Source organism: Halocatena pleomorpha (genome assembly GCF_003862495.1).
Lineage (GTDB): Archaea > Halobacteriota > Halobacteria > Halobacteriales > Haloarculaceae > Halocatena > Halocatena pleomorpha.
In genome coordinates, this window is sequence record NZ_RRCH01000037.1 from 1 (window position 1) to 23,890 (window position 23,890).

General features: G+C 59.6%; 26 protein-coding genes. 18 read left to right on the forward strand and 8 right to left on the reverse strand.

Going from position 1 to position 23,890, the window contains the following annotated elements; genetic code table 11:
• Positions 1-88 precede the first annotated feature (88 nt).
• Entirely contained in the window at positions 89-649 is a 561-nt protein-coding gene (locus EIK79_RS15615) for a TATA-box-binding protein (RefSeq protein ID WP_124956347.1), read from the reverse strand.
• 111 nt (positions 650-760) lie between these two features.
• Between EIK79_RS15615 and EIK79_RS15620 the strand changes: the two genes are divergently transcribed.
• The 3 genes from EIK79_RS15620 (at position 761) to aspS (ending at position 4,010) form a co-directional block, all read left to right on the forward strand.
• Entirely contained in the window at positions 761-1,756 is a 996-nt protein-coding gene (locus EIK79_RS15620; protein WP_124956349.1) for a methyltransferase domain-containing protein, read from the forward strand.
• A 158-nt stretch (positions 1,757-1,914) separates the two neighbouring features.
• Entirely contained in the window at positions 1,915-2,616 is a 702-nt protein-coding gene (locus tag EIK79_RS15625) for a phosphoglycerol geranylgeranyltransferase (protein WP_124956351.1), read from the forward strand.
• Between the two features lie 89 nt (positions 2,617-2,705).
• A complete protein-coding gene (gene aspS, locus EIK79_RS15630) occupies positions 2,706-4,010 on the forward strand; it encodes an aspartate--tRNA(Asn) ligase (protein WP_124956353.1) in 1,305 nt (434 codons plus the stop codon).
• A gap of 12 nt (positions 4,011-4,022) precedes the next feature.
• Here aspS and EIK79_RS15635 read toward each other — a convergent pair whose 3' ends face one another.
• On the reverse strand, positions 4,023-4,676 hold the full coding sequence (locus EIK79_RS15635; protein WP_124956355.1) for a hypothetical protein: 654 nt from the start codon (positions 4,674-4,676) through the stop codon (positions 4,023-4,025).
• A gap of 371 nt (positions 4,677-5,047) precedes the next feature.
• Here EIK79_RS15635 and EIK79_RS15640 point away from each other — a divergent pair, with 371 nt between their 5' ends.
• From EIK79_RS15640 to EIK79_RS15660, 5 genes are all read left to right on the forward strand, one after another.
• Positions 5,048-5,905: a pantoate kinase gene (locus tag EIK79_RS15640; RefSeq protein WP_124956357.1), complete on the forward strand. Its 858-nt coding sequence runs from the start codon at positions 5,048-5,050 to the stop codon at positions 5,903-5,905.
• A 9-nt stretch (positions 5,906-5,914) separates the two neighbouring features.
• Positions 5,915-6,661, forward strand: a complete 747-nt coding sequence (locus EIK79_RS15645) for a 4-phosphopantoate--beta-alanine ligase (protein WP_124956359.1) — start codon at positions 5,915-5,917, stop codon at positions 6,659-6,661.
• Positions 6,662-6,777: 116 nt separating this feature from the next.
• Positions 6,778-8,991, forward strand: coding sequence for a universal stress protein (locus tag EIK79_RS15650; protein ID WP_124956361.1), 2,214 nt, complete (start codon positions 6,778-6,780; stop codon positions 8,989-8,991).
• A 144-nt stretch (positions 8,992-9,135) separates the two neighbouring features.
• Positions 9,136-10,068 carry a sulfide-dependent adenosine diphosphate thiazole synthase gene (locus EIK79_RS15655; RefSeq protein WP_124956363.1) on the forward strand — a complete coding sequence of 311 codons (933 nt, stop codon included), beginning with the start codon at positions 9,136-9,138 and terminating at the stop codon, positions 10,066-10,068.
• Positions 10,069-10,074: 6 nt separating this feature from the next.
• On the forward strand, positions 10,075-10,842 hold the full coding sequence (locus tag EIK79_RS15660) for a DUF7001 family protein (RefSeq protein WP_124956365.1): 768 nt from the start codon (positions 10,075-10,077) through the stop codon (positions 10,840-10,842).
• Between the two features lie 73 nt (positions 10,843-10,915).
• Here EIK79_RS15660 and EIK79_RS15665 read toward each other — a convergent pair whose 3' ends face one another.
• Entirely contained in the window at positions 10,916-11,236 is a 321-nt protein-coding gene (locus EIK79_RS15665) for a transcription factor S (RefSeq protein ID WP_124956367.1), read from the reverse strand.
• Between the two features lie 222 nt (positions 11,237-11,458).
• Between EIK79_RS15665 and EIK79_RS15670 the strand changes: the two genes are divergently transcribed.
• The 3 genes from EIK79_RS15670 to EIK79_RS15680 all read left to right on the forward strand — a co-directional run bounded on the left by EIK79_RS15670 (position 11,459) and on the right by EIK79_RS15680 (position 13,932).
• Positions 11,459-11,707 (forward strand): amphi-Trp domain-containing protein, encoded by a 249-nt coding sequence (locus EIK79_RS15670; protein ID WP_124956369.1) that lies wholly within the window; start codon positions 11,459-11,461, stop codon positions 11,705-11,707.
• Positions 11,708-11,771: 64 nt separating this feature from the next.
• Positions 11,772-12,788, forward strand: coding sequence for a signal peptide peptidase SppA (gene sppA, locus EIK79_RS15675; RefSeq protein WP_233738214.1), 1,017 nt, complete (start codon positions 11,772-11,774; stop codon positions 12,786-12,788).
• 31 nt (positions 12,789-12,819) lie between these two features.
• Entirely contained in the window at positions 12,820-13,932 is a 1,113-nt protein-coding gene (locus tag EIK79_RS15680) for a DUF373 family protein (RefSeq protein WP_124956371.1), read from the forward strand.
• A gap of 387 nt (positions 13,933-14,319) precedes the next feature.
• Here the strand turns inward: EIK79_RS15680 and EIK79_RS15685 are convergent, their stop codons facing one another.
• Positions 14,320-15,054 (reverse strand): DUF4013 domain-containing protein, encoded by a 735-nt coding sequence (locus EIK79_RS15685; RefSeq protein WP_124956373.1) that lies wholly within the window; start codon positions 15,052-15,054, stop codon positions 14,320-14,322.
• A gap of 186 nt (positions 15,055-15,240) precedes the next feature.
• Between EIK79_RS15685 and EIK79_RS15690 the strand changes: the two genes are divergently transcribed.
• Complete coding sequence (locus EIK79_RS15690; RefSeq protein ID WP_124956375.1) at positions 15,241-17,385, forward strand: beta-glucosidase; 2,145 nt, start codon at positions 15,241-15,243, stop codon at positions 17,383-17,385.
• 8 nt (positions 17,386-17,393) lie between these two features.
• Here EIK79_RS15690 and EIK79_RS15695 read toward each other — a convergent pair whose 3' ends face one another.
• The gene (locus EIK79_RS15695; protein WP_124956377.1) at positions 17,394-17,663 is read right to left on the reverse strand and encodes a hypothetical protein; all 270 of its coding nucleotides are present in this window, start codon (positions 17,661-17,663) and stop codon (positions 17,394-17,396) included.
• 101 nt (positions 17,664-17,764) lie between these two features.
• Between EIK79_RS15695 and EIK79_RS15700 the strand changes: the two genes are divergently transcribed.
• Genes EIK79_RS15700 through EIK79_RS15710 form a run of 3 tightly spaced genes read left to right on the forward strand, consistent with a single transcriptional unit; the run spans position 17,765 to position 19,110 of the window.
• Positions 17,765-18,148, forward strand: a complete 384-nt coding sequence (locus EIK79_RS15700; protein ID WP_124956379.1) for a 30S ribosomal protein S6e — start codon at positions 17,765-17,767, stop codon at positions 18,146-18,148.
• 29 nt (positions 18,149-18,177) lie between these two features.
• A complete protein-coding gene (locus tag EIK79_RS15705; protein WP_124956381.1) occupies positions 18,178-18,618 on the forward strand; it encodes a DUF7112 family protein in 441 nt (146 codons plus the stop codon).
• A gap of 54 nt (positions 18,619-18,672) precedes the next feature.
• Entirely contained in the window at positions 18,673-19,110 is a 438-nt protein-coding gene (locus tag EIK79_RS15710; RefSeq protein ID WP_124956383.1) for a DUF5807 family protein, read from the forward strand.
• Between the two features lie 46 nt (positions 19,111-19,156).
• Here the strand turns inward: EIK79_RS15710 and EIK79_RS15715 are convergent, their stop codons facing one another.
• On the reverse strand, positions 19,157-20,344 hold the full coding sequence (locus EIK79_RS15715) for an inorganic phosphate transporter (RefSeq protein ID WP_124956385.1): 1,188 nt from the start codon (positions 20,342-20,344) through the stop codon (positions 19,157-19,159).
• A 20-nt stretch (positions 20,345-20,364) separates the two neighbouring features.
• Complete coding sequence (locus EIK79_RS15720) at positions 20,365-20,955, reverse strand: DUF7474 family protein (RefSeq protein WP_124956387.1); 591 nt, start codon at positions 20,953-20,955, stop codon at positions 20,365-20,367.
• Between the two features lie 111 nt (positions 20,956-21,066).
• Here EIK79_RS15720 and EIK79_RS15725 point away from each other — a divergent pair, with 111 nt between their 5' ends.
• Together EIK79_RS15725 and EIK79_RS15730 are read left to right on the forward strand one after the other, a co-directional pair.
• Entirely contained in the window at positions 21,067-22,083 is a 1,017-nt protein-coding gene (locus EIK79_RS15725; protein ID WP_124956389.1) for a hypothetical protein, read from the forward strand.
• Between the two features lie 54 nt (positions 22,084-22,137).
• Positions 22,138-22,827: an SWIM zinc finger family protein gene (locus EIK79_RS15730; RefSeq protein ID WP_233738215.1), complete on the forward strand. Its 690-nt coding sequence runs from the start codon at positions 22,138-22,140 to the stop codon at positions 22,825-22,827.
• Here the strand turns inward: EIK79_RS15730 and hjc are convergent.
• Complete coding sequence (hjc, locus tag EIK79_RS15735) at positions 22,814-23,236, reverse strand: Holliday junction resolvase Hjc (RefSeq protein ID WP_233738217.1); 423 nt, start codon at positions 23,234-23,236, stop codon at positions 22,814-22,816. The two genes, EIK79_RS15730 and hjc, sit on opposite strands and share 14 nt — an antisense overlap.
• Positions 23,237-23,622: 386 nt before the next feature.
• Between hjc and EIK79_RS15740 the strand changes: the two genes are divergently transcribed.
• Positions 23,623-23,862 carry a hypothetical protein gene (locus EIK79_RS15740; RefSeq protein ID WP_124956393.1) on the forward strand — a complete coding sequence of 80 codons (240 nt, stop codon included), beginning with the start codon at positions 23,623-23,625 and terminating at the stop codon, positions 23,860-23,862.
• Positions 23,863-23,890 lie beyond the last annotated feature (28 nt).

Below are 23,890 nucleotides of genomic sequence, written 5' to 3' on the forward strand. Positions count from 1 at the left end.
AACCAGCGAGTCGCAGCGCGAACGAAGTGAGCGACCGTCTCGCGCGGTGAGTGGTGGCGCAGCCACCCGAACGCAAAAAAAGTGGGTGTTAGTCCAACAGTCCGAGTTCGGACAACCGGGAGACGATCTTGTCCACGGCCTCTTCGGCGTCTTGTGGCTGTTTGCCCCCCGTGATGACGAGCTTCCCCGAACCGAACAACAGCGCAACGACATCCGGATTGTCGAGCCGGTACACCAGCCCCGGGAACTGCTCGGGTTCGTACTCGATGTTCTCCAGTCCGAGACCGATCGCAATAGCATTGAGATTCAGCGTTCGACCGAGATCGGCACTAGTGACAATATTCTGAACAACGATCTCCGGATCCTCATCCACCTGAATGTTGAGATCACGAAGCTTATCGAAAACGATACGGAGACTCTCGTGAACGTCGTCGGTCGATTTCGCGCCCGTGCAGACGATCTTTCCCGACCGGAAGATGAGTGCTGCCGACTTCGGACTCTGTGTCCGGTACACCAGTCCCGGGAACTGCTCAGGATCGTAGTCCGCCCCCTCCAAATCCATGGCGACACTCTGCAGATCAAGCTCCTGGCCGATGCCCGTCGACGCAACGACGTTCTCGATATTGATTGTTTCCTTTGGATCGGTCATCGTTCGACTTAAAGAACGTATTTAAGGCTTATAAAGGTACGGGGGTTGTACTGATAGATCCAGTTGTCGAGAGATCGGTGTGCTCATGCGTTCGGAGCGGTGAGCATCCGTGTGTACGTCCTTGAGCTCGCCGGCGAAGACGACGCGTTAGCCGCTTGTGAGGCGGCGAGTGGCTGCTCCGGCGTTGCTCGACTGGCACCCGGATTGGCGAGTGCGACCAACATCGATCGGATCGAGTCGTTGGCGTTCACCCGTCGCGCGAGTGTGTTGTTGGGTCACACGGACGCCGCTGTCGAAGCTGCGCGGACACGCTTGACGGAGGCCGCCATCGATCGGCGCGGGACGGTTGCTGTTCGTGCGCGGGACGTTCGCGGAACGGCCGGCGTCGACACCCAGCGCGCAGAGCGCGAGTTGGGCGCTGTGCTCACCCGACGCGGGTTCGATGTCGACCTCGACGATCCCGACCACGAACTTCGAGCACTGTTTTCGGACGACAGCTGTGCGTTGGGGTGGCTCGTCGCGCGCAGCGTCCGCGACTTCGGGGACCGGATGCCGTCGAAGCGGCCGTTCTTCCAACCGGGCAGCATGGGACCGCTGCTCGCCCGTGCACTAGCTAACATTGCGGGAGCGCGTCCGGGTGCGCGGGTACTCGATCCGATGTGTGGCACCGGCGGGCTGCTCATCGAGTCCGGACTAGCCGGTGCGGACGTGATCGGACTCGACGCACAACCCAAGATGACGCAGGGAACTCGGGACAATCTCACAGAGTATCTCGGTCCCGACGCCGGAACGGTGCTCACCGGCACCGCGACGCGGTTGCCGTTCGAAGCTGATACGATCGACGGCGTCGTCTTCGACGCGCCGTACGGTCGCCAATCGAAGATCGTCGACGAACACTCCGACGGCAGTCTCTCCCGACTCGTCTCCGCCACGCTCGAAGAAGCCAATCGCGTCGCCCCCCGTGCGGTGCTCGTGGCCGATCGACCGTGGGAGGAGGCTGCCACGTCGGCGGGGTGGACTGTTGAAACCACGCTGACGCGGCGCGTTCACGCGTCGCTGACGCGCCGTATTCTCGTTCTTACAACAAACGATCGATCAGGCGAGTAACGGTTATATACGTTGAATTCATAGTTCAATTATGGTGGGTGTTCTCGTCCCGCAAGACGGGACGACCGTCTTGAGGCTAATTCGGTGATTTGGTAGTGTTTTCGTCGCTGTGCTCCCGTTTCGAAGCCGTTTTGTTCGGTGGTCGGGTGGAGGCAGATATGCAACCGTGGGAGGACTGGGATCACGTCGTCAAGATCGATCCCGACAAAACACTTCTCAATGATGAATCCGTTACGGATGTTGGCGAGACAGGGACTGACGCCATCATCGTCGGCGGGACGATGGGGATGACCGAAGAGAAGATGACTCGCGTCATCGAGGCGTGTCGCAACGTTTCCGTTCCGGTGTTCATCGAACCGAGCGGCACAGGTGTGGTCGTTCATTCGGACGCGCTCGATGGCTATCTCATTCCAGTGGTGATGAACGCCGGCGACATCTCCTGGTTAACTGGTATGCACAAAGAGTGGGTGCGCCTCGACGACAGCATCGACTGGACACACACGTTTCCGGAGGCGTACGTCGTGTTGAATCCCGACTCTTCAGTTGGAGAGTTGACAGCAGCCGACTGTGATCTCGATTCCGACGACATCGCTGCCTACGCAGAAGTCGCAGAGCAACTGTTCGGACAATCCATCATCTACCTTGAATATTCAGGAATGCTAGGCGAGCCATCGTTCGTGAAATCCACGGCTGACGCGCTCGATTCAGCGACCCTATTCTACGGCGGTGGGATCCACGATTACGACTCGGCCTACGAGATGGGACAGTACGCCGACACGATCATCGTTGGCGATCTCGTCCACGACGAAGGGATCGAGGCGGTCCGTGAGACCGTCCGCGGCGTTCACGACGCGAAATGACGAGTCCGTGATTCGTGGTTTTATCGTGGCCGTCGTTCCGGTGGATCGAAATTGACCGGGCTTAAGACGCCCGACCGCCAGATCCGGATATGGACGATCGAACGCACACAGCAGACGCCGAACCGGGCGAGCGCATCACGGTCGCCGGGTGGGTACACGAGGTCCGCGATCTCGGAGGGATCGCCTTTCTCATCGTCCGAGACCGGACTGGAAAGATTCAGGTAAAGTTTGCCACCGACGAGATGGACGAGTCGCTTGTCGAGACCGGAACGAACGTGAGTCGTGAGAGCGTCGTCAGCGTGACCGGCACCGTCGAGGAAGAGCCACGCGCACCGACTGGCGTTGAAATCGTGCCGGAATCGGTCGAGGTTCTGGCCCCGGCCGATCCGGAGTTGCCGCTCGATCCGACGGGAAAGGTCGACGCCGATCTTTCGACACGGCTGGACAACCGAACGCTCGATCTCCGAAGCGGGGAGAGCAAGGCGATCTTCGAGATCCGGTCTACGGTGCTGAAAGCCGTTCGAGACTACTTCCGGTCGGTCGGTTGCACCGAAATCAACACCCCGAAGATCGTCGCTACCGGAACAGAAGGCGGGACGGAGCTGTTCCCACTCACGTATTTCGGACAAGAGGCGTTCATGAACCAGTCGCCACAGCTATTCAAACAGCTGATGGTCGGCTCTGGACTCGAACGCGTCTTCGAGGTCGGCCCGATCTTCCGGGCTGAGGAGCACAACACCCCTCGGCACCTCAACGAGGCGACGATGATCGACTTCGAGAGCGCGTTCATCGACCATCACGAAGCGATGGACGTGTGTGAAGGAACGCTCCGGGCGGCGTATGAGGCCGTCGAAGCAAACTGTCACGAACAGCTCGAAACGCTTGATCTCACGGACGCGGTTACGGTCCCCCAACAGGAGTTTCCTCGGCTCACCTACGAGGAGGCGATCGAGCGCATCAACGCCACCGGCGAGCTCGACGAACAGCTGGTTTGGGGCGACGATCTCTCGACTGAGGCCGAGAAAGCCCTCGGGGATGACGTTGGTGGACACTACTTCATCACTGACTGGCCCAGCGAGATCAAGCCGTTCTACATTCAGGATTACGACGACGATCCCGACCTCTCGAAAGGGTTCGATCTCATGCATCCCCGAATGGAACTCGTCTCAGGCGGACAGCGCGAGCACCGCTACGACGAGCTCGTCGCCGGGTTCGAACAGCAAGGGCTGGATCCGGAGGCGTTCGAGTACTACACGAAGATGTTCAGGTACGGGATGCCGCCACACGCCGGCTGGGCTTACGGCGTCGAGCGCCTCGTCATGACGATGCTCGGGCTTCCGAACATTCGTGAAGCCGTTCTCTTCCCGCGGGATCGCCAACGGCTCTCGCCGTAGCGACAACAGGGGTTAGAAAAACGGCCGGGCGAGCCGACGAGCGGCACCCGTGACGATATTCCGAACGAACGCCACCAATCCCACATTCTCCTCTCGAAGCGCGTACCGATCGCCGTTGTGAGCGACGACGCCCGACCGTTCCATGTGATCGAGTGCCTCTTGGACGCGTGACTCCGTCAGATCACACTCGGTGGCGAGCTGTTCGACAGTGTGGGGTCCGTCTTCGAGCGCGGTCGCCACGAGGTGACTGTGGTTCGAAAGGAGCATCACGTCTGCTGAGGAGAGGTCCTCGGACTGCCCGGCGTTTACACCTTCGCCACGACGGAAATCGGCGTACACATCAGCGAGCAGCCACACGCCACCGATCCCCAGAAGCGCCGGAAACCACATCGGCCCGGAACCGCCAGCCACGAGGGAGTAGGCCATGACGGCGCTGCCGCCCGTCACGCCCATCCCGATCGCACCTTTCACGTACCGCTGATCGATCTTGGGCGTGTTCTGAAACACGGTGACGCATTCGGCCACGGTGAGCGCAATGGCAACCCCGATCAGCGTCTCCCGGGACGCGTCGAGAATGAAGGCGAACACCCCGAACAAAACGGCGATACCGAGGAGGTGTCTGAGCGTGAACTGCTCACGTGCAGTTCGATAGAGGGCCAAACGCATACCAGTACGTTGTAGTTGATTGACAATATATGTTACGTTGCTACAAGGATTAGCCCCCGGATGAGTGTCCAAAATGGCATTCGTCTGCCCCGCCCTGTCCGGTCGTGTCGTCCGGTCGATGGGTCGTGCGATATTGTAATAGGATGTAGATGTGTGCGATCAGTATGAGAACGACAAATAATATCACGGCTATCTCCGGAAAGTCTAGGGGTAAACTATTTTAAATGATATGTAATATTATATCATTGTTACAAAATTTTCTGTCACTGTCACCCGGCGGCGTAGTGGTACTACGATTGTTCGGGAACGGCGTTCGATGCATTCGCCACGAACTGTAACGTTCAAGGAAGTGACCCCCTGACTCAGGATCGATGTCAAGGAGTCCGAGCGCGTTCGTCCCTGGTCATATAACCGGCTTTTTCAGCACCCATCCGCACAAGAACCCTGAAAAGGCAGGATCGCGGGGGGCGGGACTCGCGCTCTCGGATGGTGTTTCCGTCAGTATCGAACGTGCTGCGGAGTCCGCTGTGGTGTTAAACGACGAGCAGGTGTCGATGGCTGCAGTCGAGGGTGTGCTTGACCGATTGGGAGTGACTGCGCGGGTGACCATCCGCACCGAGCTGCCGGTGAGTGCCGGCTTTGGCGTCTCCGGGGCGAGCGCGCTCGGAACGGCCCTGACCGCCAACACCATCACCGAAGACGACCGAACCGAAAACGAACTGATCGCGCTTGCTCACGCCGCAGAGGTCGAGGCCGGAACCGGTCTCGGCGACGTGGTCGGGCAGGCCCGTGGTGGCGTCCCGATCCGACGCGAACCCGGCGGACCCCCCCACGGACAGATCGACGGGCTTTTCGTCCGCGATCGGATCGAATACGTCTCCTTCGGCGGCCTGGATACGGCCGCAATCCTCGGTGGAGACACTGCTGCGCTCTCACGAGCCGGGGAGGACGCGCTCACTGGCCTGCTCGAACAGCCCACACTCGAACAGTTCATGGCCGAATCCCGTCGGTTCGCCCGCGAGGCTGGTCTCCTCACCGAGCGCGTCGAAGAGACCATCGCAGCCGTTCAAAACGTCGGTGGCGAGGCGTCGATGGCGATGCTTGGAGAAACGGTGTTCGCACTCGGGGAGGGGCTAACGAAAGCGGGGTACGACCCGACTGTCTGTCACATTGACGGTGGTCCTCGAAACGAATGCAGACAACGCACGACTTTTTTGGACGCTCGGTAAACCCGATTCATGAGCGACATCGAGGTGCCCGAGAGCCACCCCCGGTACCAGTCACTTCTCACCCGACACCGAATCGAAGACGGGGTAGAAAAGGGAATCACCAGTCCACAGGGTCTCATCGCCCAAGGACGCGGCGAAGCGTTCGATTATCTGCTCGGTGAGCGGACGCTACCCAGCGTCGACCGGGCCGAACGCGTCGCTGCTGCCCATCTCCTGCGTGCCCGTCATCCTGTTCTTTCGGTCAACGGTAACGTCGCCGCGCTCGTTCCAGACGAACTCGTCGCGCTCGCAGAGGCGACCGGTGCGGAACTCGAAGTGAATCTCTTCAACCGGACCGACGAGCGGATTCGCGCCATTGTGGATCACCTCCAGGAGCACGGCGCGGGTGCGGTGAAAGGGACCACTGCTGACGAGCGCATCCCCGGTCTCGATCACGAGCGGGCAAAAGTCGACGCTGATGGCATCTATGACGCCGATGTCGTGCTCGTTCCACTCGAAGATGGCGACCGTGCCCAAGCGCTCGCGGAGATGGGCAAAACCGAACTCGTCATCGATCTCAATCCGCTGTCGCGCTCGCCCCAGACCGCAGCCGTGCCGATCATCGACAACGTCATCCGGGCGCTTCCGAACATCACGACTCACGCGCACGATCTCGCTGACACGTCCACCGAGGAACTAACCGCCATCATCGACGCGTTCGATCCGGAAACGGTGTTGACCGAAACCGAACGGGCCATTCGAACCGGCGGTGACTGAGAGCGGTGTTCGATCGACGATACCGGCACAAATCCCTATCAAGCGGTGCTGTCCGTTCGGAACGGCGGTCGAACTCACGCTAAGGTTAACCAGCTGAACGCCGAAGTTCGAACGATATGGTTCCGACCGAGAACGACTCCAAACTCACACGTGAGCTCGGTCTCGCTGCGGTTTTTACCACTGCAGCGGGCACCATGATCGGGGCCGGGATCTTTGTCTTGCCGGGACCAGCTGCGGCAGAGGCGGGACCATCATCGGCGCTTGCGTTCGTGTTTGCAGGAATCATCGCTTTGGTCGCAACGATGTGCGCTGTCGAACTGGCGACAGCCATGCCGCGTGCCGGCGGCCCGTATTTCTTTGTGAGCCGTGCGATGGGTCCGCTGGTCGGAACCATCATCGGTCTAGGTGCCTGGCTCGCGCTCATTTTGAAAGGCTCGTTCGCCCTCGTCGGACTTGGCTGGTACATCACGTATTTCTCTTCCGTTTCCGTTCTCGCTGTCGCTGCCGTCGGTGGGATCTTCCTCATCATCGTCAACTGGCTCGGAGCCGAGCAAAGCGGCCGACTTCAGACGTTCGTGGTGTTGGGACTCCTTATGATCCTCGCGGTGTTCGTTGGTGGGGGAGTTCCCGTCATCGACACCAGCAACTTCGACCCGCTGTTAGAACACGGCTGGAATGGCGTTATCACTGCGACCGGCCTGGTGTTCATCTCCTATCTGGGCGTCGTCAAAGCGACCGCCGTCGCAGGCGAAGTCGAAGATCCGGGAACGACGTTCCCGCGGGCATTGATCGCTGCCGTCGTGTTCGTGACGCTGCTGTATGCAGGGATCATGCTGATCATCACCGGTGTGATGTCGCTCCCGGAAATCGAAGCGAGCACGGCACCGGTCGCTGATGCGGGCGAACTGTTTTTGGGTACCGTGGGTGGAGCCATCATAGCGCTTGCTGGCGTTTTTGCCACTGTCTCGACGGCGAACGCGGCGACGTTGTCGTCATCCCGGTTCCCGTTCGCCATGTCACAGGACGGACTCATGACCCCGAAACTCAGGAAATCTTCGACCCGGTTTGGAACACCGACCCGATCGATCTGGCTGACTGGGTTGATCATGATCGGCTTGGCGCTGCTGTTCGATGCCGAGGGACTGGCGAAACTCGGCGGAACGTTCGGCATTCTCGTGTTCGCGCTGTTGAACGTGACCGTCGTGTTGCTCCGCGGTGCACAGCCGGAGTGGTACGATCCGGACTTTCGGACGCCCTTCTCGCCGTGGCTTCCCCTTCTCGGAGCGACTGCCGCGTTGCTGTTGATTCCGTTCATGGGGTTGCTCTCGCAGGTGAGCGCCATCGTCCTGATCGTCCTCGGGATTGCGTGGTACTACGTCCAAACGCAGATCGGTGAGACGGTACAGCCGGACCACACCATCGGAGACCAACTCCAGCGGGTCCAGTACCGGCAAGCAATTGACGATAAAGCAGAACGTCTCGGCACCGAGGTCGACACCCACTCGAAGATCGTTGTCGAAGTTCTCCAAGAACGGCCAAACAGGGATCTGTTGGCGATCGTCGCCGCGTTCGCCCGACGGTACGACGCCACACTCGACGTTGTCGTGATCTCCGAAGTCCCTGCACAGCTTCCCCTGTCGGAGTACGACCCGCGTCTCGACCGGGCGTGGGTCGATACGCTCGAACGCCGATTAGAATCGACTGATTGTGATGTCAACTTCGAGCACGTCCTCGCCCGCGACCGCACCGACGCGCTGTTCGATCAGATCGACGACCGGACAGAACTAGTGGTCATCGATTGGTACGCGCCGATCGAGAAACAGTACCTTCGGGGGAGCCACGTCGATAAGATCCTCCATTCCGATATTCCCGTCCAGATCGCAGTGCTGAAACACCGGGGAATGGCGAAGTTGCAGGACATCGTTGTCGCCACCGAAGAGAAACCGTACGACCGTACCGAAGTCGAACTCGCTGATGCGATTGCTGCTTCAACGAATAGTTCGCTCACGCTGATGAAAGTCATCCCCGCGGACGCTTCCCAAGAGATGATCACCACGGCGAAGGAGTACTTAGACAATCTACAGGAGTTGGTGTCGAGTCCGACAGAAACCGAGATCGTCCTCGGAGACGATGTTCGAACGGCGCTGATCGAACGCGGCGACGCCGCTGACCTGTTGATTCTCGGATCCTCGTCTCACCCCGTCCCCGGCTTTTTCGGCCCAACCACCGACATCGTCGCCGCCGAGACGGAGTCGTCCGTCCTCCTCGCAAAAGATCCCGAAACGATGATCCCGTGGTATCGCCGGATAAAGCGCCGACTCTTCGACTGAATCCGAATCCGAACCCGCCTGTCTCGAACCGTTATCCGGTCCCGTGCCTACGAACACACAGATTAACATAATGAAAAATATGATTATATTCTATTTATGAACAACCGAAACATCCATCACCACTCGGAAATACCACTGTGTTGTATGTCCGAATCCGAGTTCGGCACGTTCAGTGAGGTTGGCGAGGCAGACGTGACGCGTGCGATCGGTCAGGAGTGGACCGACGAGTTCATGGATTTCTCCGACAGCGACGTGATCATCGTCGGTGGCGGTCCATCCGGCCTGATGGCGGCGACGGAGTTGGCGTCTCGCGGCGTGAAGACGATGATCGTCGAGAAGAACAACTATCTGGGTGGTGGCTTTTGGCTTGGCGGCTTCCTGATGAACAAGGTGACCGTCCGGTCGCCCGCCGAAGCGGTGTTCGACGAGTACGATGTCGATTACAAGCCAGCGGCCGACAGCGAGGGGTTGTACGTGGCAAACGGTCCACACGCCTGCTCCGCGATGATCAAGGCGGCGTGTGATGCAGGGGCGAAGATACAGAACATGACTGAGTTCACGGACATCGTGATCCGCGAGGACCATCGCATCGGTGGGATCGTGATGAACTGGACGCCGGTGCACGCGCTGCCCCGTGAACTGACGTGCGTGGATCCGATCGCTGTCGAATCGGATCTGGTGATTGACGCGACGGGCCACGACGCCATGGCAGTGAAAAAGCTCGATCAGCGTGGCGTATTGAACGCGCCCGGCATCGAGGACGCAAAGACGAACACAGGGATGGATCAAACCGAAGACGGACAGTACGGCGCGCCCGGACACGACTCGCCGGGACACGACTCGATGTGGGTCGGCAAGAGCGAGGACGCGGTTGTCGAACACACGGGACTGGTTCATGATGGACTCATCGCCACCGGGATGGCCGTCGCTACGACGTACGGCCTGCCGCGCATGGGTCCGACGTTCGGTGCCATGCTGCTCTCGGGCAAACGGGCGGCGCAGATCGCGCTCAAAGAGCTCGGCGTCGACGCCGAGCCGGTGGAACTGACCGCCAGAACGGCGTCTGCTGACGACTGAGGCCGCATGGTCGAGCAGATATCACTGTATCGCGCACCCACAACGGTCACAGACAGCGAGCGTCTCGCGGCGTGGCTCGATGAGCGCGTGGACGCCGACGTGACGGTTCGAGAGCGGTTTCTCGACCGGCACGCCGATGAGGCACTGCCGTCAGCGTTTGCCCAGGCGCGGGTCCGATCGCCGTACGAACCCGAGACCGGCTCGGAGATGTTCGGTGTCGTTCGGTATGAGAAGCGGGCGCTGTCACACCCCGAACGAGCCGGTGGGGTGCTGTACGACGGCCGATCGTTGCAGGACGCGCTTCGGAAGCGATTGCCGACCGGATCGCTCGATCACGCTCACGTCGTCCTGCTTGATCGGGTGCTCGGCACGTGGGGCGAGCACGACGGCCGCTGGCACAAGCGGGTGAGCGTGCTCGGACAGCCGGCGCTCATCTCCGTGCCCGGTTTGTACGAAGCACCAGCGAAACCCGAGAGCTACTACGAGGCACAACACCGCCACGCGCTACTCTCCGGTGACACCCCACCGCGTGAGGTACTCGAAAACGAGGTTGATGGTGACTTCCTCGTCGAAGACGATCCTCGCACGACTGCGGCGCTACAGGGGTACGTGTTGAGTGCGATCCATTATCTTGCCACTGGTGAAGCGTTCTGTGACGACGAACGATGTCGGCTTTCGAATCCGCACCGACACCCCGGTGTCATCGCTGCCCAACTTCGTGCGCCAGCGTTCTGTCCCGATCACGACGCAATGTACGGGAATAGACGCGAGTGATCGTCAGTTCGTGACAGTCCCGTTCTCATTGAGTGTGATAGTAGTCACTCGAACGGATCGAGATTAGAACAGTTCAGTGGTCGTCCTCTCGCCACCGGTGCTCGCATTCGGTGCAGATGAAAAACCGCGTTTCTGACTCGTCGGCCGATCTAATCTGTTGCATGTACCAGTACGCTCGATCGTTATCACAGTTCGGACAGATGACGGATGTCGTGGGAAGTCCTTTGTCCTCGGCGTCGCTCACGTCGACGATGCCACCGTCCTCTTGGGCTTGCGTGGTCACCATCGCCTCCTCGGCTTCGGCATCGCCCCCTGTTTCATATCCACAGGAGCGACACACCCACGTATCGTCCTCCTTGTGCATGATCGAACCACACTCGTCGCAGAACTTCATACATCCCCGGAATAGGTCAGACTGTATAAACGCCGGGATTGAACGCAAAACATCACAAGTGATATGGTCGTTACACAGCCAGCCTGCTGCCGCGTTATCCCGGGGTTTCTATGCTTCTTTTGTCGAGGATAGCTGTGACCACGATGAATATATAAAAAACAAATCAGCAATCGTCAATCGGGTATTTATGGGCCAAGGCCCTACCCATGATGGGTGGTACCAATGTCCGAGACGACAGACTTCGAATCGGAGTTAAGCCGGAGTGAGGTTGCAGAGTATCTCCACGAGCTCGCGAACGAGTTCGTTGATGAGGAGGCACCGATGACGGTGCCTGTCGGGAACAAGGAGGTAACGCTTCATCCGTCACCGACCGTTTCGTGTGAGACATCGGTGACCGAACGCTCACCAATGCTCGGAACCGACAAAGAGGAAGTGGTGGTGTCGTTGTCGTGGTCACCGTCCAACGAGTGAGCCACCCCGGTGTCGCTTCCGTTTTTCCTCCTGGTTTTTTATTATTCCGCTCATAGCCTGGTGTATGCCAGATCGAGACGACATGATACGTCCGAACAGCACGGTGACCACCATCTGTCAGTTTGTGATTGGATCGGTTGGGACGCTTCTTGTGGCTGCTGGGGGGGTGTTCCTGTTCGTCTGGCTTCCATCGGGAACGAGCGTCTTCGGTGTGTTGCTGGCGGTCATCACGACGGTGCTTGGTGCTCGGATTGCTGGTAGACTCGCAACAACGGTGCTCCCCACCTACAACGTCGCGGAGGTTGCCGTCACGGGACCGATCGCTCGTGATGGCGATTTCGGCCCGGTTCCGGGTCGGGGTCAGTCGATCCCTGTTGATGACATCGTTGAGCAGATCGAACGAGCCGAGGACGATCGCAACGCGGACGCGCTCGTCATGAAACTCAACACGCCCGGCGGCGAGGTTGTCCCGAGTGACGACATCCGAAACGCCGTGCTAGCGTTCGAGGGACCGACGATCGCCTACGCGACGGATACGTGCGCAAGCGGTGGCTACTGGATCGCCAGCGCGTGTGATGAGATCTGGGCGCGGGAGACGAGCGTCATCGGGAGTATCGGCGTGATCGGCTCCCGACTCAACGCGAGTACGCTCGCTGAGGAACTTGGTCTGTCGTACGAACGGTTTGCTGCCGGGCGGTACAAGGACGCCGGCGCGGCGCTAAAGGAGATCGACGACGACGAACGGGCGTATCTTCAGGGGTTGATTGACGACTACTACGAACACTTCATTGAGCGAGTCGCGGCGGGTCGTGATCTCGATCCGGACGCGATCCGTGATACCGAAGCGCGCGTCTATCTGGGTGACGAAGCACAGGATCTCGATCTCATCGACACGGTTGGCACCCATGAGGAGGTGCTTGATCACGTGACTGACCTGCTCGGCACCGAAGCGGTTCACACCGAATTCGAACCGAAACGGGGCTTCCGTCAACGCTTCCAACGCGGTGCGCACGGGCTTGCGTTCGCGTTCGGAGCTGGTGTACGGAGCCACGTGGACGAGCGATTCAACGTCCGACTATAGATTTTTATTTCGGTGGAACATCCGACCCACTGTGACCACGCTGGTACTGTGTGTCGATCGAGCCGGCGATTTCGACCACGGGACGCCAGTCGTCGGCGAAGCGGCGATCATCGATCTCATCACGTCGGCTGGCGTCACTGATCCCGAGGATAGCCGCGTTAACAGTCTCCTCGAAACGCTCCGGGTCGCGCGTAATCTCCGATCGGAGTGTACGGACGCGATCTCGGTGGTCGTCTCTGGATCGGGAGACACCGTCGACATCGATCGGGATATCGCTGCGCAGATCGATACACTGGTCGACGAATACGAGCCCCAGTCGGCGGTCGTCGTCGTCGATAGCGTCGCTGACGAGCAGGCTGTTCCGATCATCGAAAGTCGCCTCCGGGTTGACGCCGTCGATCGCGTCATCGTCCAGCAGGCACGAGACATTGAGTCGACGTACTACCTCCTGAAACGCCTCCTCGTTGATGAGGAGCTTCGTCGCACACTGTTCATTCCGTTGGGAACCGCGCTGCTCGCTATTCCCGTGATCGTCTCGCTCACTGACAACGTGACGGCTGTGGTGGCCGTCATGACTGCCGGCGTCGGGGCGTTCTTGCTGTACAAAGGTCTCGGAATCGACGACGCCGTTGAACAGTTCCCAAGTATCGTTCGGTCGGCGTTTTACTCCGGCCAAGTGTCGCTCGTCACCTACGTCGTTGGTGCCGGACTGGCGCTCAGCGGCGTGTTCGCCGGGGCGATCGGTGTCTCCGGGATGCAGCCTGGCGTGTTGATGGGCATCAAGTTCGTCTTCGTCAGCGTTCCGTGGTTCGCGCTCGCCGCGCTCACGGCTAGTACTGGCCGCCTGTTTGACAGGCTCCTCGCCGATGACCGAGTGCCGACTGCGCTTTTCAACGCTCCGTTCGGTATCGTCGCTTTGGGGCTCGTCGTCAGGGGCTTTGGCGCGTTCGTGCTTGAAAACGCAGCGGTTATCGAACCGATCGAACTCCCAGCGATATCGGTCGGTCCGATCGCTACCGAGGGACTGGTGTTGCTCACCGGCACTCGACTCCTCGCGTTCGTGATTTCTGGCGTGCTCGTCAGCCTGCTCGGTGTGGCGGTTACCTCCCGTATCCGAACGTCCACCGAGGACGCTTCGAATTAACAGTGAGCTGAGCACGGCGTGTGACCGTCGTGGCTGTACATCGATTGGCGTAATTAAAATCCCCCAAAGTCGCAGAATAGTGTAGAGGTACCGCATCGCTCCCTGCCGATCGAAGTATCGTGGATTACCCATCACTGATATTAGACATACTCAGTGACAGATCGGCGTCTGTGTTGCTACAGCGAGATGAATCGATGGACGAGATTATCCAGTACGGTATGAAGGGTAATCTTGAGAAAAACGCAAAGATCCTTACGGAACGCTCACCCAGTACGGTGAGATAACGAATGATCACTTCCTTGGTACGGGGATATGAGATGAAGGCAATTGACGACCGATTCATTATTTTCATATCTGTGACTGTTCGGATCGTAATCACTATCGCATTCAATCGCTGACTTCTTCCCCTTCCACTTCACGGAGGTGTGGACCACAGCCCCGGCCGAGCAGCGAGAAAATCACTATCAGGAGATAGAACGAGACGACCGACGCAATCGCCAGATACAGGATATACGCACCGGGTCCCGACACAAACGCTTGGAAGAGCTGAATGAGCCGGTAGCAAAACCACAGTGGTAGCGATAGGAGCACGGTCTTCACGTACGAGCGGGTCAACGCGGCTCCGACGATATCTCGAACGGCGAACGCTTCGCGCAGTTGGTTCGTGAGAGCGTAATTGGTCCACCCGACAGGAACGAAGAACACGATGACAAACGTGAGCAATCGAGCAACGATGTAGACGGTGGCTCCTGTTTCTGTCATCGTACCACCATCACCCGTGAGAAAAATCACTTCAGTGAAGATCAAAACGATCGGAACGGACAGATACCCGATTGTGATAGCAAAGAATTTGACCCCATTGACGCCCAACTCTTTCCAGTCATCGAACACCGGGAGCGTTGTCTTCTCAGTCGCTGTGGTACGCAGAACCCGGAGATAATACCCCCAGAAGACAGCCGTCAGCGACAGCGAAATGAGTGCGACGAGGACAAAGACCCCGACACTGAACAACGCACCGACGGTGAGAATGATTCCTGCGCTGAACTGCAACGCGCCACCGATCCCAATGGTTTTGAGCCGATGATCGGATTGCAACGGGTACGTCAGGGCTTCTCTCAACATACACCACCTTCTGGGCACCGACACTTGTTATTTTTGAGTTGTTTCTGTGACAGAGTTCTATCAAACCAAACGGCTCGATAGAGCTACTGTGTGAGTGAAATTTAAACTAAGATATCGATATATCAGGCCCCGCTCTGCGACCCTCATGTCACACAAGCTTATTGTATACGGCTACTACCTTCCTCTATGGATGACGGACCCACGCGCGATCGCAGCACGCAACTCGTCGAGGCGCTTACCGACGAGGAGCGCTATCAATTGCTCAGCGGCGATGCAGATCCAACTGGAACAGCGACGGGATATCTGCCGTCGATCGAGCGACTCGGCATCCCCGCCTTTCGTTTGGTTGATGGACCAGCCGGTGTACGGATTCCGGGTGAACCGGCAACGGCGTTTCCGGCCCCGATCGCACTGGCGGCCGCATGGGATCCATCGTTAGCCAACGAACAGGGGGCTGCAATCGCTCGGGAAGCCCTCGCTTACGGACAGGATGCCGTGTTGGGACCTGGCTTGAATCTCATTCGGACACCTCACTGTGGGCGCAACTTCGAGTACTACAGCGAAGATCCGTATCTCACGAGCCGTCTTGGCGTCGCCACTGTAGAGGGCATCCAGTCGGAGGGCGTGATCGCCACCGCGAAACACTACGTCGCCAACAATCAGGAGACAGAACGGTATTCGATCAACGCTGACGTCAGCGAGCGCGCGCTCCGAGAGTGTTACCTTCCGGCATTCCGCGCTGTCGTCGAGGAGGCTGATGTCGGGTCTATTATGACTGCCTATAATCGCGTCAACGATTCACACATGAGCGAACACCGTCGGCTGTTGACGGATGTTCTGCGTGATGAGTTCGGCTTTGAGGGGTACGTTGTCTCTGATTGGTTCGGAACCGAAAGCGCAGTCGACGCCGCTAACGCAGGTTTAGACGTTGAGATGCCCGGCGTGGATCCGGAGCTGTTTCTCTCCGCCGTTGAGGATGATTCGGCGTTGGAGGCAAACGCAGACCTCGACGACGCACTATCGACTGCGGCTCTGCCCACTATTCCCTCCGAACCGTGGTTCGGGGAGCCACTGCGCACAGCAGTGGCTGACGGCCGGATTGATTCAACGACAATCGATACAAAACTCCAGCGGTTGCTCGGAACGATGGAACGGTTCGGCGTGCTCGACGGAGACAGCGAGGGAGCACTCGACACCGCGGGCCACCGCGAGCTTGCTCGTCGTATCGCAACCGAGGGCTCGGTGTTGTTGAAAAACGAGGACGTGCTCCCGCTGTCGACTGCTTCGACGATTGCGCTCTGTGGTCCAAACGCCGACGAAACTAAGCGAGGTGGTGGGAGTTCGGAAGTCATTCCCACTGTCAAAACGTCCCCGCTTGATGGACTCAAAGCACGCGCACCGTCACTGACGTTTGAGCGTGGCGTTGATCCCGTGCCTGAAACCTCGTTGTTCGATGTCTTCAGCACTGCGGATTCTGCGGACACGACAGCACAAACGAGCATTCCAGCCGCAGTCGACGCCGCAACGGCGGCCGACTGTGCGGTCGTCGTCGTCCAAGACGACGCAACGGAAGGGCAAGACCGGGATGATCTCCGGTTGCCCGGCGACCAGAACGATCTCGTCGCGTCGGTGGCCGAGGCAGCGTCCCGGACGGTCGTCGTCGTGCGCGCGAGCGGGCCTGTGGAGTTGCCGTGGCTCGACACCGTCGACGCGGTGCTCGTGACGTGGTATCCCGGTCAAGCTGACGGGACAGCGCTCGCTGACGTGCTGTATGGCGACGCCGATCCTGGCGGGCGGCTTCCGGTCACATTCGCTGAGCAGGCACAGTATCCGACAGCACCCACCGAGCGGTTCCCTGGCAAGGAGGGAACTGTCGCGTACGGAGAGGATGTCTTCGTTGGCTATCCCCACTTCGATTGTGAGTCGATCGAACCATTGTTCCCGTTTGGTCACGGGTTGAGTTACGCCCGGTTCGAGTACGGCGACGTCACTCTCGACTCCGACGAGCACGACGCCAGTGGACAAACCGTGAGCGTCAGCGTACCCGTCGAGAACGTTTCCGACCGCGCTGGCACAGAGGTCGTCCAAGCGTATCTGGGGGGTGACACCCTCGATTCTACCGTCACCCGTCCCGAGCGCGAACTCGCTGCCTTCGAGAAGCTCCATCTCAATCCCGGCGAGCGTCGGATCGTTTCACTGTCGCTCGAAGAACGGTCGTTCGCTCATTACGAGGAATCCGATGGTTGGACAGTCCCGGCTGGCTCGTATACGATCTCAGTCGGGAGATCGTCACGGGATCTGCGCGCTCAAACTTCAGTTACGATCTCCTGACTGCGATGTCAACGGTTCATGGCTCGCACTTGAAACCGTTCGTAGCCGCCGTAGGCAATCGTGAGCGCGCCGATCCACCAGTTCCAGCGGTCAGCGAGCCGATCATCGGGAGCGTCCTGAAGGTTGTCGACGATCACATCGGCCGTGAGTTCGGTGCCCGCGTCTTTCTCGAACCGGTCCGAATCGTACAGGTCGATCGCCTGCCGGATGACGACCCGTCGCTCGTCGGGCGTCGAATCGAACACGTCGAGAGCAGTGTCGAGCCGTTCACGGTCCATACGACAGCTTAGCGTCCGTTGGCTTGGTTCTGTCGGCAGGGGTGGAACGTCGAGTGGCTCGTTTCAGTACGCTTTTGCCTGCTGACCGACTGACGAAGGATATGGCCGAGTTTCAGGTTGACGTTGCCGATCCCGAGGACGGGACGACGCACCAGTTCGAAGTCGATGGACAGACAGCGAACCGATTCGTCGGACGCGAAATCGGAGCCGAGATCGACGCTGGGGCGTTGGGTCTTTCTGGATACACGATCGAAATCACCGGTGGAACCGACAACGCTGGCCGACCGATGCGGTCGGATGTCGCTGGTCAGGATCTGTCGTCGGTGCTTCTCACTGGCGGTGTGGGCTTTAACCCCACCGTTGACGGCGAGCGAAAGCGTGTGACCGTTCGTGGCCGAGAAGTCGGGAGCGACGCCCGGCAGATCAACGCGAAGATCGTCGGTCGTGGCTCCCAGTCGGTTGAGGAACTGATCGAGACGGAGTAACACCGTTCGGCATTCACTCTTTCAGATCTGTGTCTGACCGTATTCCTCACGATCATCCGTCGATTGACACCGTCCGCGCAACGATCGATCGCGCGGGTTCGATGGCCCACCCAAAGCTCGTGCTCCCTGCGGAGCCGTCGCTGTTTCCTGCGGGTATCGTTCACATCACGTTAGACGGCCAGCAGTATCGCGCTCGCATCGAGCGGAGCTTCGATGACACGCCGGAGATCCGAAGCGTGTACGACAACGCTCGCCTCGTCCGTGATGGGGCGCGTGAACAGAGCGTGAACCGACTTCGGGAATGGTTCGACGAGGGCGATCTCGACTACGGTCGGTCGATTCACGTCGACATCATCGAACCCGGTCACCAGTACGCCGTCAGGCGACCAGGCGCGACTGCAGTGTACGCGGTCGTCCCACAACCCGATCAGTCGCTGTCCGATATCGCTGACAGCCTCGAAGATCACTGAGGCGCCACAGTTAGGAGTAGGTCGACTTTTCCGTTCACGGTCGCTATCCGGCGTATGGATCAACGACACCACGCGTTCCTTTCCGGAAAACGCCCGGACGACGTGCTCATCTACCTGAGCGACGCCGCCGTCTCTGACGGCGAGGCACTTGCCGAGCACGGCACTCGCGTTGACGGCGGTACGGTGCTCGTGCTTCCCGGGGATCAAGGACGAAGCGTGTTCGAACAGGCCGTTGGTGTGCCTCCCATGACGTTCGCGGGCACAGCCATGGAGACCGACGGAACCGTTCGCAACGACTGTACCGGTGGCGAGTGTCCCAACGCAGATCCGGAGACCGAGCACCGGGTGCGCGTGCTTCTCGCCTTCGCAGAGGAACAGAACGAGGACGCTGGCGGACTGTACGCCGAGGGCGACGTGATTCACGCTTACGCTGGCTGTACCTGTGACGCGACGTATTCCGACCGGTGGGTAGTCGAACAGTCGGAATCGTAGCGCCGCGTTCACCGAGCTACAGGCCACATTGCGCGCTGATCAGATCTCACAAGCCGACGAAGAACTCGAACAGCAGATACGCCGCGACTGCTGCAAACGAGGGCGTGAGCATCCAGAGAACGACCACCCGAGCGGTCGCTGACGGATCGAACAGCTCTCGGGCCGAAAACGTGTTCGGATCTTGCACGCCGATTTCGGGTACCCCGTCGCCGGTCTCTGCCTCTGCTGTCGACGCCGACGCTGATGGGTTCGAGCGATTCCTGCGGTCGGAACCGACGGCATCGACAGCCGCGTTTGCCAACGTCACGGACCGTGTCGCCCGTCCCCACCCAAGTCCGACGATACACATCGTCGCGCTGACCGCCAATGAGGCCGGGATCCCGAGCTGGGAGAGGAACGTGATGAGCGAGGCACTCACGATCTCGACGATCAAGGCGGCGAGAATCGGCAGATCAGTCAGGTCATTGCCGACCGTATCGAGCGTCCGACGGGCGATAGAGAACGCCCCGATTCCGATGGCGACGCTCGCCAATACGACTCCCGCGTTCATTCCGATGGCTTCGTTTCCAACGAGCGGCGCGACCGCATTCGCGGCGTTTGACGCCCCCGCCGCGAACGCCATATAGCACGCAACCACGATGACCAGCGCGCTCGCCAGTAGCTCTTTGGTCGTCGTTCCGTCTCCGATCGAGACGCGCGGATACGAACCGCTCCAGTCGATGTCGACCAACGATCCGTCGCTCTGATCGACCGGAAACCGAACGGCGAGGTGTGGATACAGATACCGACCGACGACGGCACAGATCCAGAAGGCGAGAATCGGAGCGATCAGCCACCAGACAACGATCCGGCCGAGGACATCCCATCGAAGTGTCCCCGACGCCACGCCCAATCCGGCGACGGCACCGACGGCCGTCATCGACGTTGAGGCCGGAACGCCCGACAGATTCGAGACGAGCAACGCCAACCCGACGAACAACAGAACGCCCGCTGCGGCTTCGAGGGTGTAAACGCTCTGTGGCACGACCTTGACGCTGATCGTTCTGATCACGTTTTTCCCCCACGTAAATCCGCCAGCGAACGCGAACACTGTCATCAGGGCTGCGGCACCGAGTTTCGAGATGGATCTGCTTCCGACTGCGGGACCGAAGGCGACGCCGGTTGATGAGCCGCCGATGTTGATACCAACGAACACCGCTGTTCCCATTGCAAAGAGGAGCAGAACACTCTCCATGTGATGACTACAGAACGCTATTACTTCCGTCGTTTGATAACAGCGGCGGCTTCTTCTGCGGCCTGTCGCCAGCCGTACCCCCGGGTGTAGACGTGGCGCTTATTGTCGACGACCGCCTCGGGATCCGCTTCCTCGAATCCCCCTCGATTCCACGCTCCGGACTCACGGAGCCAGTCCGCGACATACTCGCGCGTTTCGTTCCATGAGAGACCGACCATCTCATAATACGCGATGAGCGCGAAGACAGCGTGATCGTGACAGCCCGGAACGCTCCCTTGCTCGTAGATGAGTCCCAGCGGCTCTTGAGAGGGAACGGCGATCTGCTCTTTGAACTCCGACGGCGTAAGCAACTCCAGCGCACCGCCGGGCGTTTCACGGACGCGCTGGTCGTGCCGGAGCCGACTGAGTATGGCGGAATGCAAGCGATCCCACCGACCGGGTGACTCCTCGCGGAGCCTGCCCTCGCGTTGTGCTCCCTGTGCGAGCGTGCTCAGAATATCGATGTACGCCGCCTCGATGTCGGTCCACGGTGTCCCATCGAACCGACAGTCGGGCGTGTGGAGGTTCGTCGTTGTTCGACACTCCGGACACGGATACTGAAACTGCGCCACGAACGCTGCGTTTGCTCTCGGAGTACAATACCGTTCGGATCCCGACCGCCCAGACAGTGGTACCTTCTTGTCGACCGCCGTGTTTATTCGCTGGCACGGCGAAGCGGGGACATGGACGCCTACCACGCCCGCTACCCGTTTCTCGACGCGGCCCGCGACGCCGTTGCCAACGCGGACGTGGACCTCAGTTCGCTCGTGAGAACCGACAACGCAGTGGTCGAACGAGGCCGAGAACGGGTGATACGCGCGCTCACCGAGGGCACCGTCGAATCCGAGCGTCGTGTTTCGTCCCGAACTGAGCTGTTGTCATACCCCGTCGCGCGGATGCTGGTCTCCGTACTGGAAACCCCCGGTGCGGTGGAAAAATACGCGGCCATCGAGGCAGCGACCGCCCACACACGCATCAGCGAGGAGGTGACAACACGGACGGACCGGCGCACTGATCGGTCGTTCTCGCTTGAAACGGTGTTAGCGGAACTAGGATTGGACGACGATGTCCAGCAATTAGACCGTCGGAACCGCCGTGAGACGGCTGCGTATCGCATTTCTGTCGATCGGTATCTCCAGTTCGTGCCCGAGGAAGACGGATGGTCACTCGTCCAACGCGAACTAGCTGATGGTTCCGTCTCCGTGAGCCAGTCGGAACTCCTCGAACTTCTCCGGAAAGCCATTGAGGCGCGAGTGCTCGATGGACTCCCGTTCGATGTCCCCCCAGAAATCGCAGAACCGCTCCGCCCAGCCGTTCGGGAGATCCGAACTCAACTCGTCGGCGTCGAACATCCCGACGCAATCGATCGCTTCGAACCAGACGCGTTCCCCGACTGCATCGCCACGCTCCTCCGACGGGCCGGTGAGGAACCCCTCGATCAGGTAGAGCGGTTCACGCTCATCACATTCCTCTCCGGCGTCGGCCAGTCGCCCGAGACGATCCCCGAGATCTGTGGTATCGACGACGAACAGTTCCTTTACGCCTCACAACGGTTGGCAGGCCAAGCGATCCCCTTCTCGCCACCGAGCTTCGACACGATGCGCGCGCACGGCGTCTGTGAGGGCGACCACCCTGACTACGATCATCCACTCGAAGCCTACGTCGCAGCACTCCCGGCCGTCTCCGAAGACACCGAGTGATCCACCAGCGGGAACGGGCGTATGGTTCATACTGTTCCAACACCTACGTTTCGTGTGGAACTCAGTTCACGAAACATCATGACGCATCCAGAACACCCACCAGCGTCATCGGCGGTCGCTCTCGCTCCGGACACCCGTCGCCTCCCGCCGCGGGCGGCGCGGGCATGGACGGAAAAAATGCGCGTTAGAGCGCTTGGAGACGGAAGATACGTCGTCGTTGGTCAGAGTGATTCGGCGTACGAAGTCGATCTTCAGTCGGGGTGGTGTACGTGTCCCGACCACCAGTATCGAGGCGAGAGATGTAAGCATCTCCGACGGGTTGCACTCGAAATAACAGGGGGTCGTCTCCCAGATCCTGACCGCCGGGCCACCACCTGTATGGCCTGTGGCCGACGGGCGTTCGTCCGGTCTGAGGAGCCAGCAGTTTGTGAGTCGTGTCGGTTCACACCGGGAACGACCGTTCGTGATCGAGAAACCGACGACCTACTCGTCGTGGTCGAACAGACCGGGGACCGAACGGATTGCGTACTGATCGATGAAGGAACCGTTGCCGACTACCCGACAAACGTCGGGTATCCCCACGGAGATCCGGTCGTTATGTGTGTCTATCCCTTCTCCGGGCCCGCAGACGAACCGTTCGAACAGCAACAGCAGTACGCGTTTCCACACTCACGGCTCAAACGAGAATGGCGGCCCCAGCGGGACGAACGTGATTTTCCGGTAGTGCCCGCTAGTAGTCCGTAATCGTCGTTTTCGTGGATTCGCCCGTGAGTTCGGTGAGATCCGTCCCCGAAGAGAGTGCTGTCTCGCGTTTCACGCGGTAGTTTCCTCCGTCGGTGACGTGGAGATCCCCCGGATGAAAGAAGTACCAGTCTTCCCGGTCGAACCGCACGCCGATACGGGGTTTTGCACCAAAATTCTGCGCGAAGAAAACGAGGCTTTCCACTTCTTCTCCAGAAAGATAGATCGGATTGCCGGCACTCGATTTCGCCTCGATCGCGTAAAACGCCGATCCGTTGCCTGCGAGCACGTCCGGTAGCTCCCGCTCGGTCGCGCTCCCACTCGCGGGCGCGCGCATCACCGCGAATCCGCGCTCGTCGAGTCGGTTGACAAGCTCTCGTTCTCGCCGCTCACCCTTGCGATTCGCCATCATATCCGTCTCTTGGGGGGACACCTAAAGGGGTAGCGGTCGCTTCGAACTCCTTTCGCCCATCAACTCCGTTCCCGTTTCCTGATGATCCTTTAGGAACCTAAGCGAATTTAGTATTATTAATAATTATGTTTATAGTGAAGGGCGTCGTTGTACCGATACGCGCCACACGGTGCAGATCGATCATGACACGCTACACTGACATCGAGAACACAGGAACGCCGACGGTCCCGCTCCTCTACAGCAACGACAGCGCCGAAACGATGCAGGAGTTGGTTTGGAGCCACCGGTTGGAGTGAGTGTCTCCAGTCTGCGTTTCTATCCGCCACAACACAAAGGGCTTGAGCGTTGCGCTGCCAGTTCGGATATGGTATCGAAAGGGAGTGTGTATGCCTAATCCGTTCTCACAATCCCCAGAGTTCCGGAAGTTCGCGTTGTATCGCCACGAAGACGCCTCGGGTGTGTCCGGCACCGGAATCGTCGCTTACGGTGTGCAGTTTCCGCCACCCAACGGGAAATGTGTCGTCGCGTGGATCACTGATGTCGGCAGCGTCAGCGTCTACGACAATATGAATGACGTACAAGCTGTCCACGGCCACGAGGGCGATACCGACGTTATCTGGGAGTGATATTGCTGCCGTTTTAGTTGTGGCGCGC

What these genes read in the sequence shown, in the direction of transcription:
- EIK79_RS15615 (WP_124956347.1), bottom strand. Translation starts at nt 649, where the DNA reads ATGACCGATCCAAAGGAAACAATCAATATCGAGAACGTCGTTGCGTCG.
- EIK79_RS15625 (WP_124956351.1), top strand. Translation starts at nt 1,915, where the DNA reads ATGCAACCGTGGGAGGACTGGGATCACGTCGTCAAGATCGATCCCGAC.
- aspS (WP_124956353.1), top strand. Translation starts at nt 2,706, where the DNA reads ATGGACGATCGAACGCACACAGCAGACGCCGAACCGGGCGAGCGCATC.
- EIK79_RS15635 (WP_124956355.1), bottom strand. Translation starts at nt 4,676, where the DNA reads ATGCGTTTGGCCCTCTATCGAACTGCACGTGAGCAGTTCACGCTCAGA.
- EIK79_RS15640 (WP_124956357.1), top strand. Translation starts at nt 5,048, where the DNA reads ATGTCAAGGAGTCCGAGCGCGTTCGTCCCTGGTCATATAACCGGCTTT.
- EIK79_RS15645 (WP_124956359.1), top strand. Translation starts at nt 5,915, where the DNA reads ATGAGCGACATCGAGGTGCCCGAGAGCCACCCCCGGTACCAGTCACTT.
- EIK79_RS15650 (WP_124956361.1), top strand. Translation starts at nt 6,778, where the DNA reads ATGGTTCCGACCGAGAACGACTCCAAACTCACACGTGAGCTCGGTCTC.
- EIK79_RS15655 (WP_124956363.1), top strand. Translation starts at nt 9,136, where the DNA reads ATGTCCGAATCCGAGTTCGGCACGTTCAGTGAGGTTGGCGAGGCAGAC.
- EIK79_RS15660 (WP_124956365.1), top strand. Translation starts at nt 10,075, where the DNA reads ATGGTCGAGCAGATATCACTGTATCGCGCACCCACAACGGTCACAGAC.
- EIK79_RS15665 (WP_124956367.1), bottom strand. Translation starts at nt 11,236, where the DNA reads ATGAAGTTCTGCGACGAGTGTGGTTCGATCATGCACAAGGAGGACGAT.
- EIK79_RS15670 (WP_124956369.1), top strand. Translation starts at nt 11,459, where the DNA reads ATGTCCGAGACGACAGACTTCGAATCGGAGTTAAGCCGGAGTGAGGTT.
- sppA (WP_233738214.1), top strand. Translation starts at nt 11,772, where the DNA reads ATGCCAGATCGAGACGACATGATACGTCCGAACAGCACGGTGACCACC.
- EIK79_RS15685 (WP_124956373.1), bottom strand. Translation starts at nt 15,054, where the DNA reads ATGTTGAGAGAAGCCCTGACGTACCCGTTGCAATCCGATCATCGGCTC.
- EIK79_RS15690 (WP_124956375.1), top strand. Translation starts at nt 15,241, where the DNA reads ATGGATGACGGACCCACGCGCGATCGCAGCACGCAACTCGTCGAGGCG.
- EIK79_RS15695 (WP_124956377.1), bottom strand. Translation starts at nt 17,663, where the DNA reads ATGGACCGTGAACGGCTCGACACTGCTCTCGACGTGTTCGATTCGACG.
- EIK79_RS15700 (WP_124956379.1), top strand. Translation starts at nt 17,765, where the DNA reads ATGGCCGAGTTTCAGGTTGACGTTGCCGATCCCGAGGACGGGACGACG.
- EIK79_RS15710 (WP_124956383.1), top strand. Translation starts at nt 18,673, where the DNA reads ATGGATCAACGACACCACGCGTTCCTTTCCGGAAAACGCCCGGACGAC.
- EIK79_RS15715 (WP_124956385.1), bottom strand. Translation starts at nt 20,344, where the DNA reads ATGGAGAGTGTTCTGCTCCTCTTTGCAATGGGAACAGCGGTGTTCGTT.
- EIK79_RS15725 (WP_124956389.1), top strand. Translation starts at nt 21,067, where the DNA reads ATGGACGCCTACCACGCCCGCTACCCGTTTCTCGACGCGGCCCGCGAC.
- hjc (WP_233738217.1), bottom strand. Translation starts at nt 23,236, where the DNA reads ATGATGGCGAATCGCAAGGGTGAGCGGCGAGAACGAGAGCTTGTCAAC.
- EIK79_RS15740 (WP_124956393.1), top strand. Translation starts at nt 23,623, where the DNA reads ATGCCTAATCCGTTCTCACAATCCCCAGAGTTCCGGAAGTTCGCGTTG.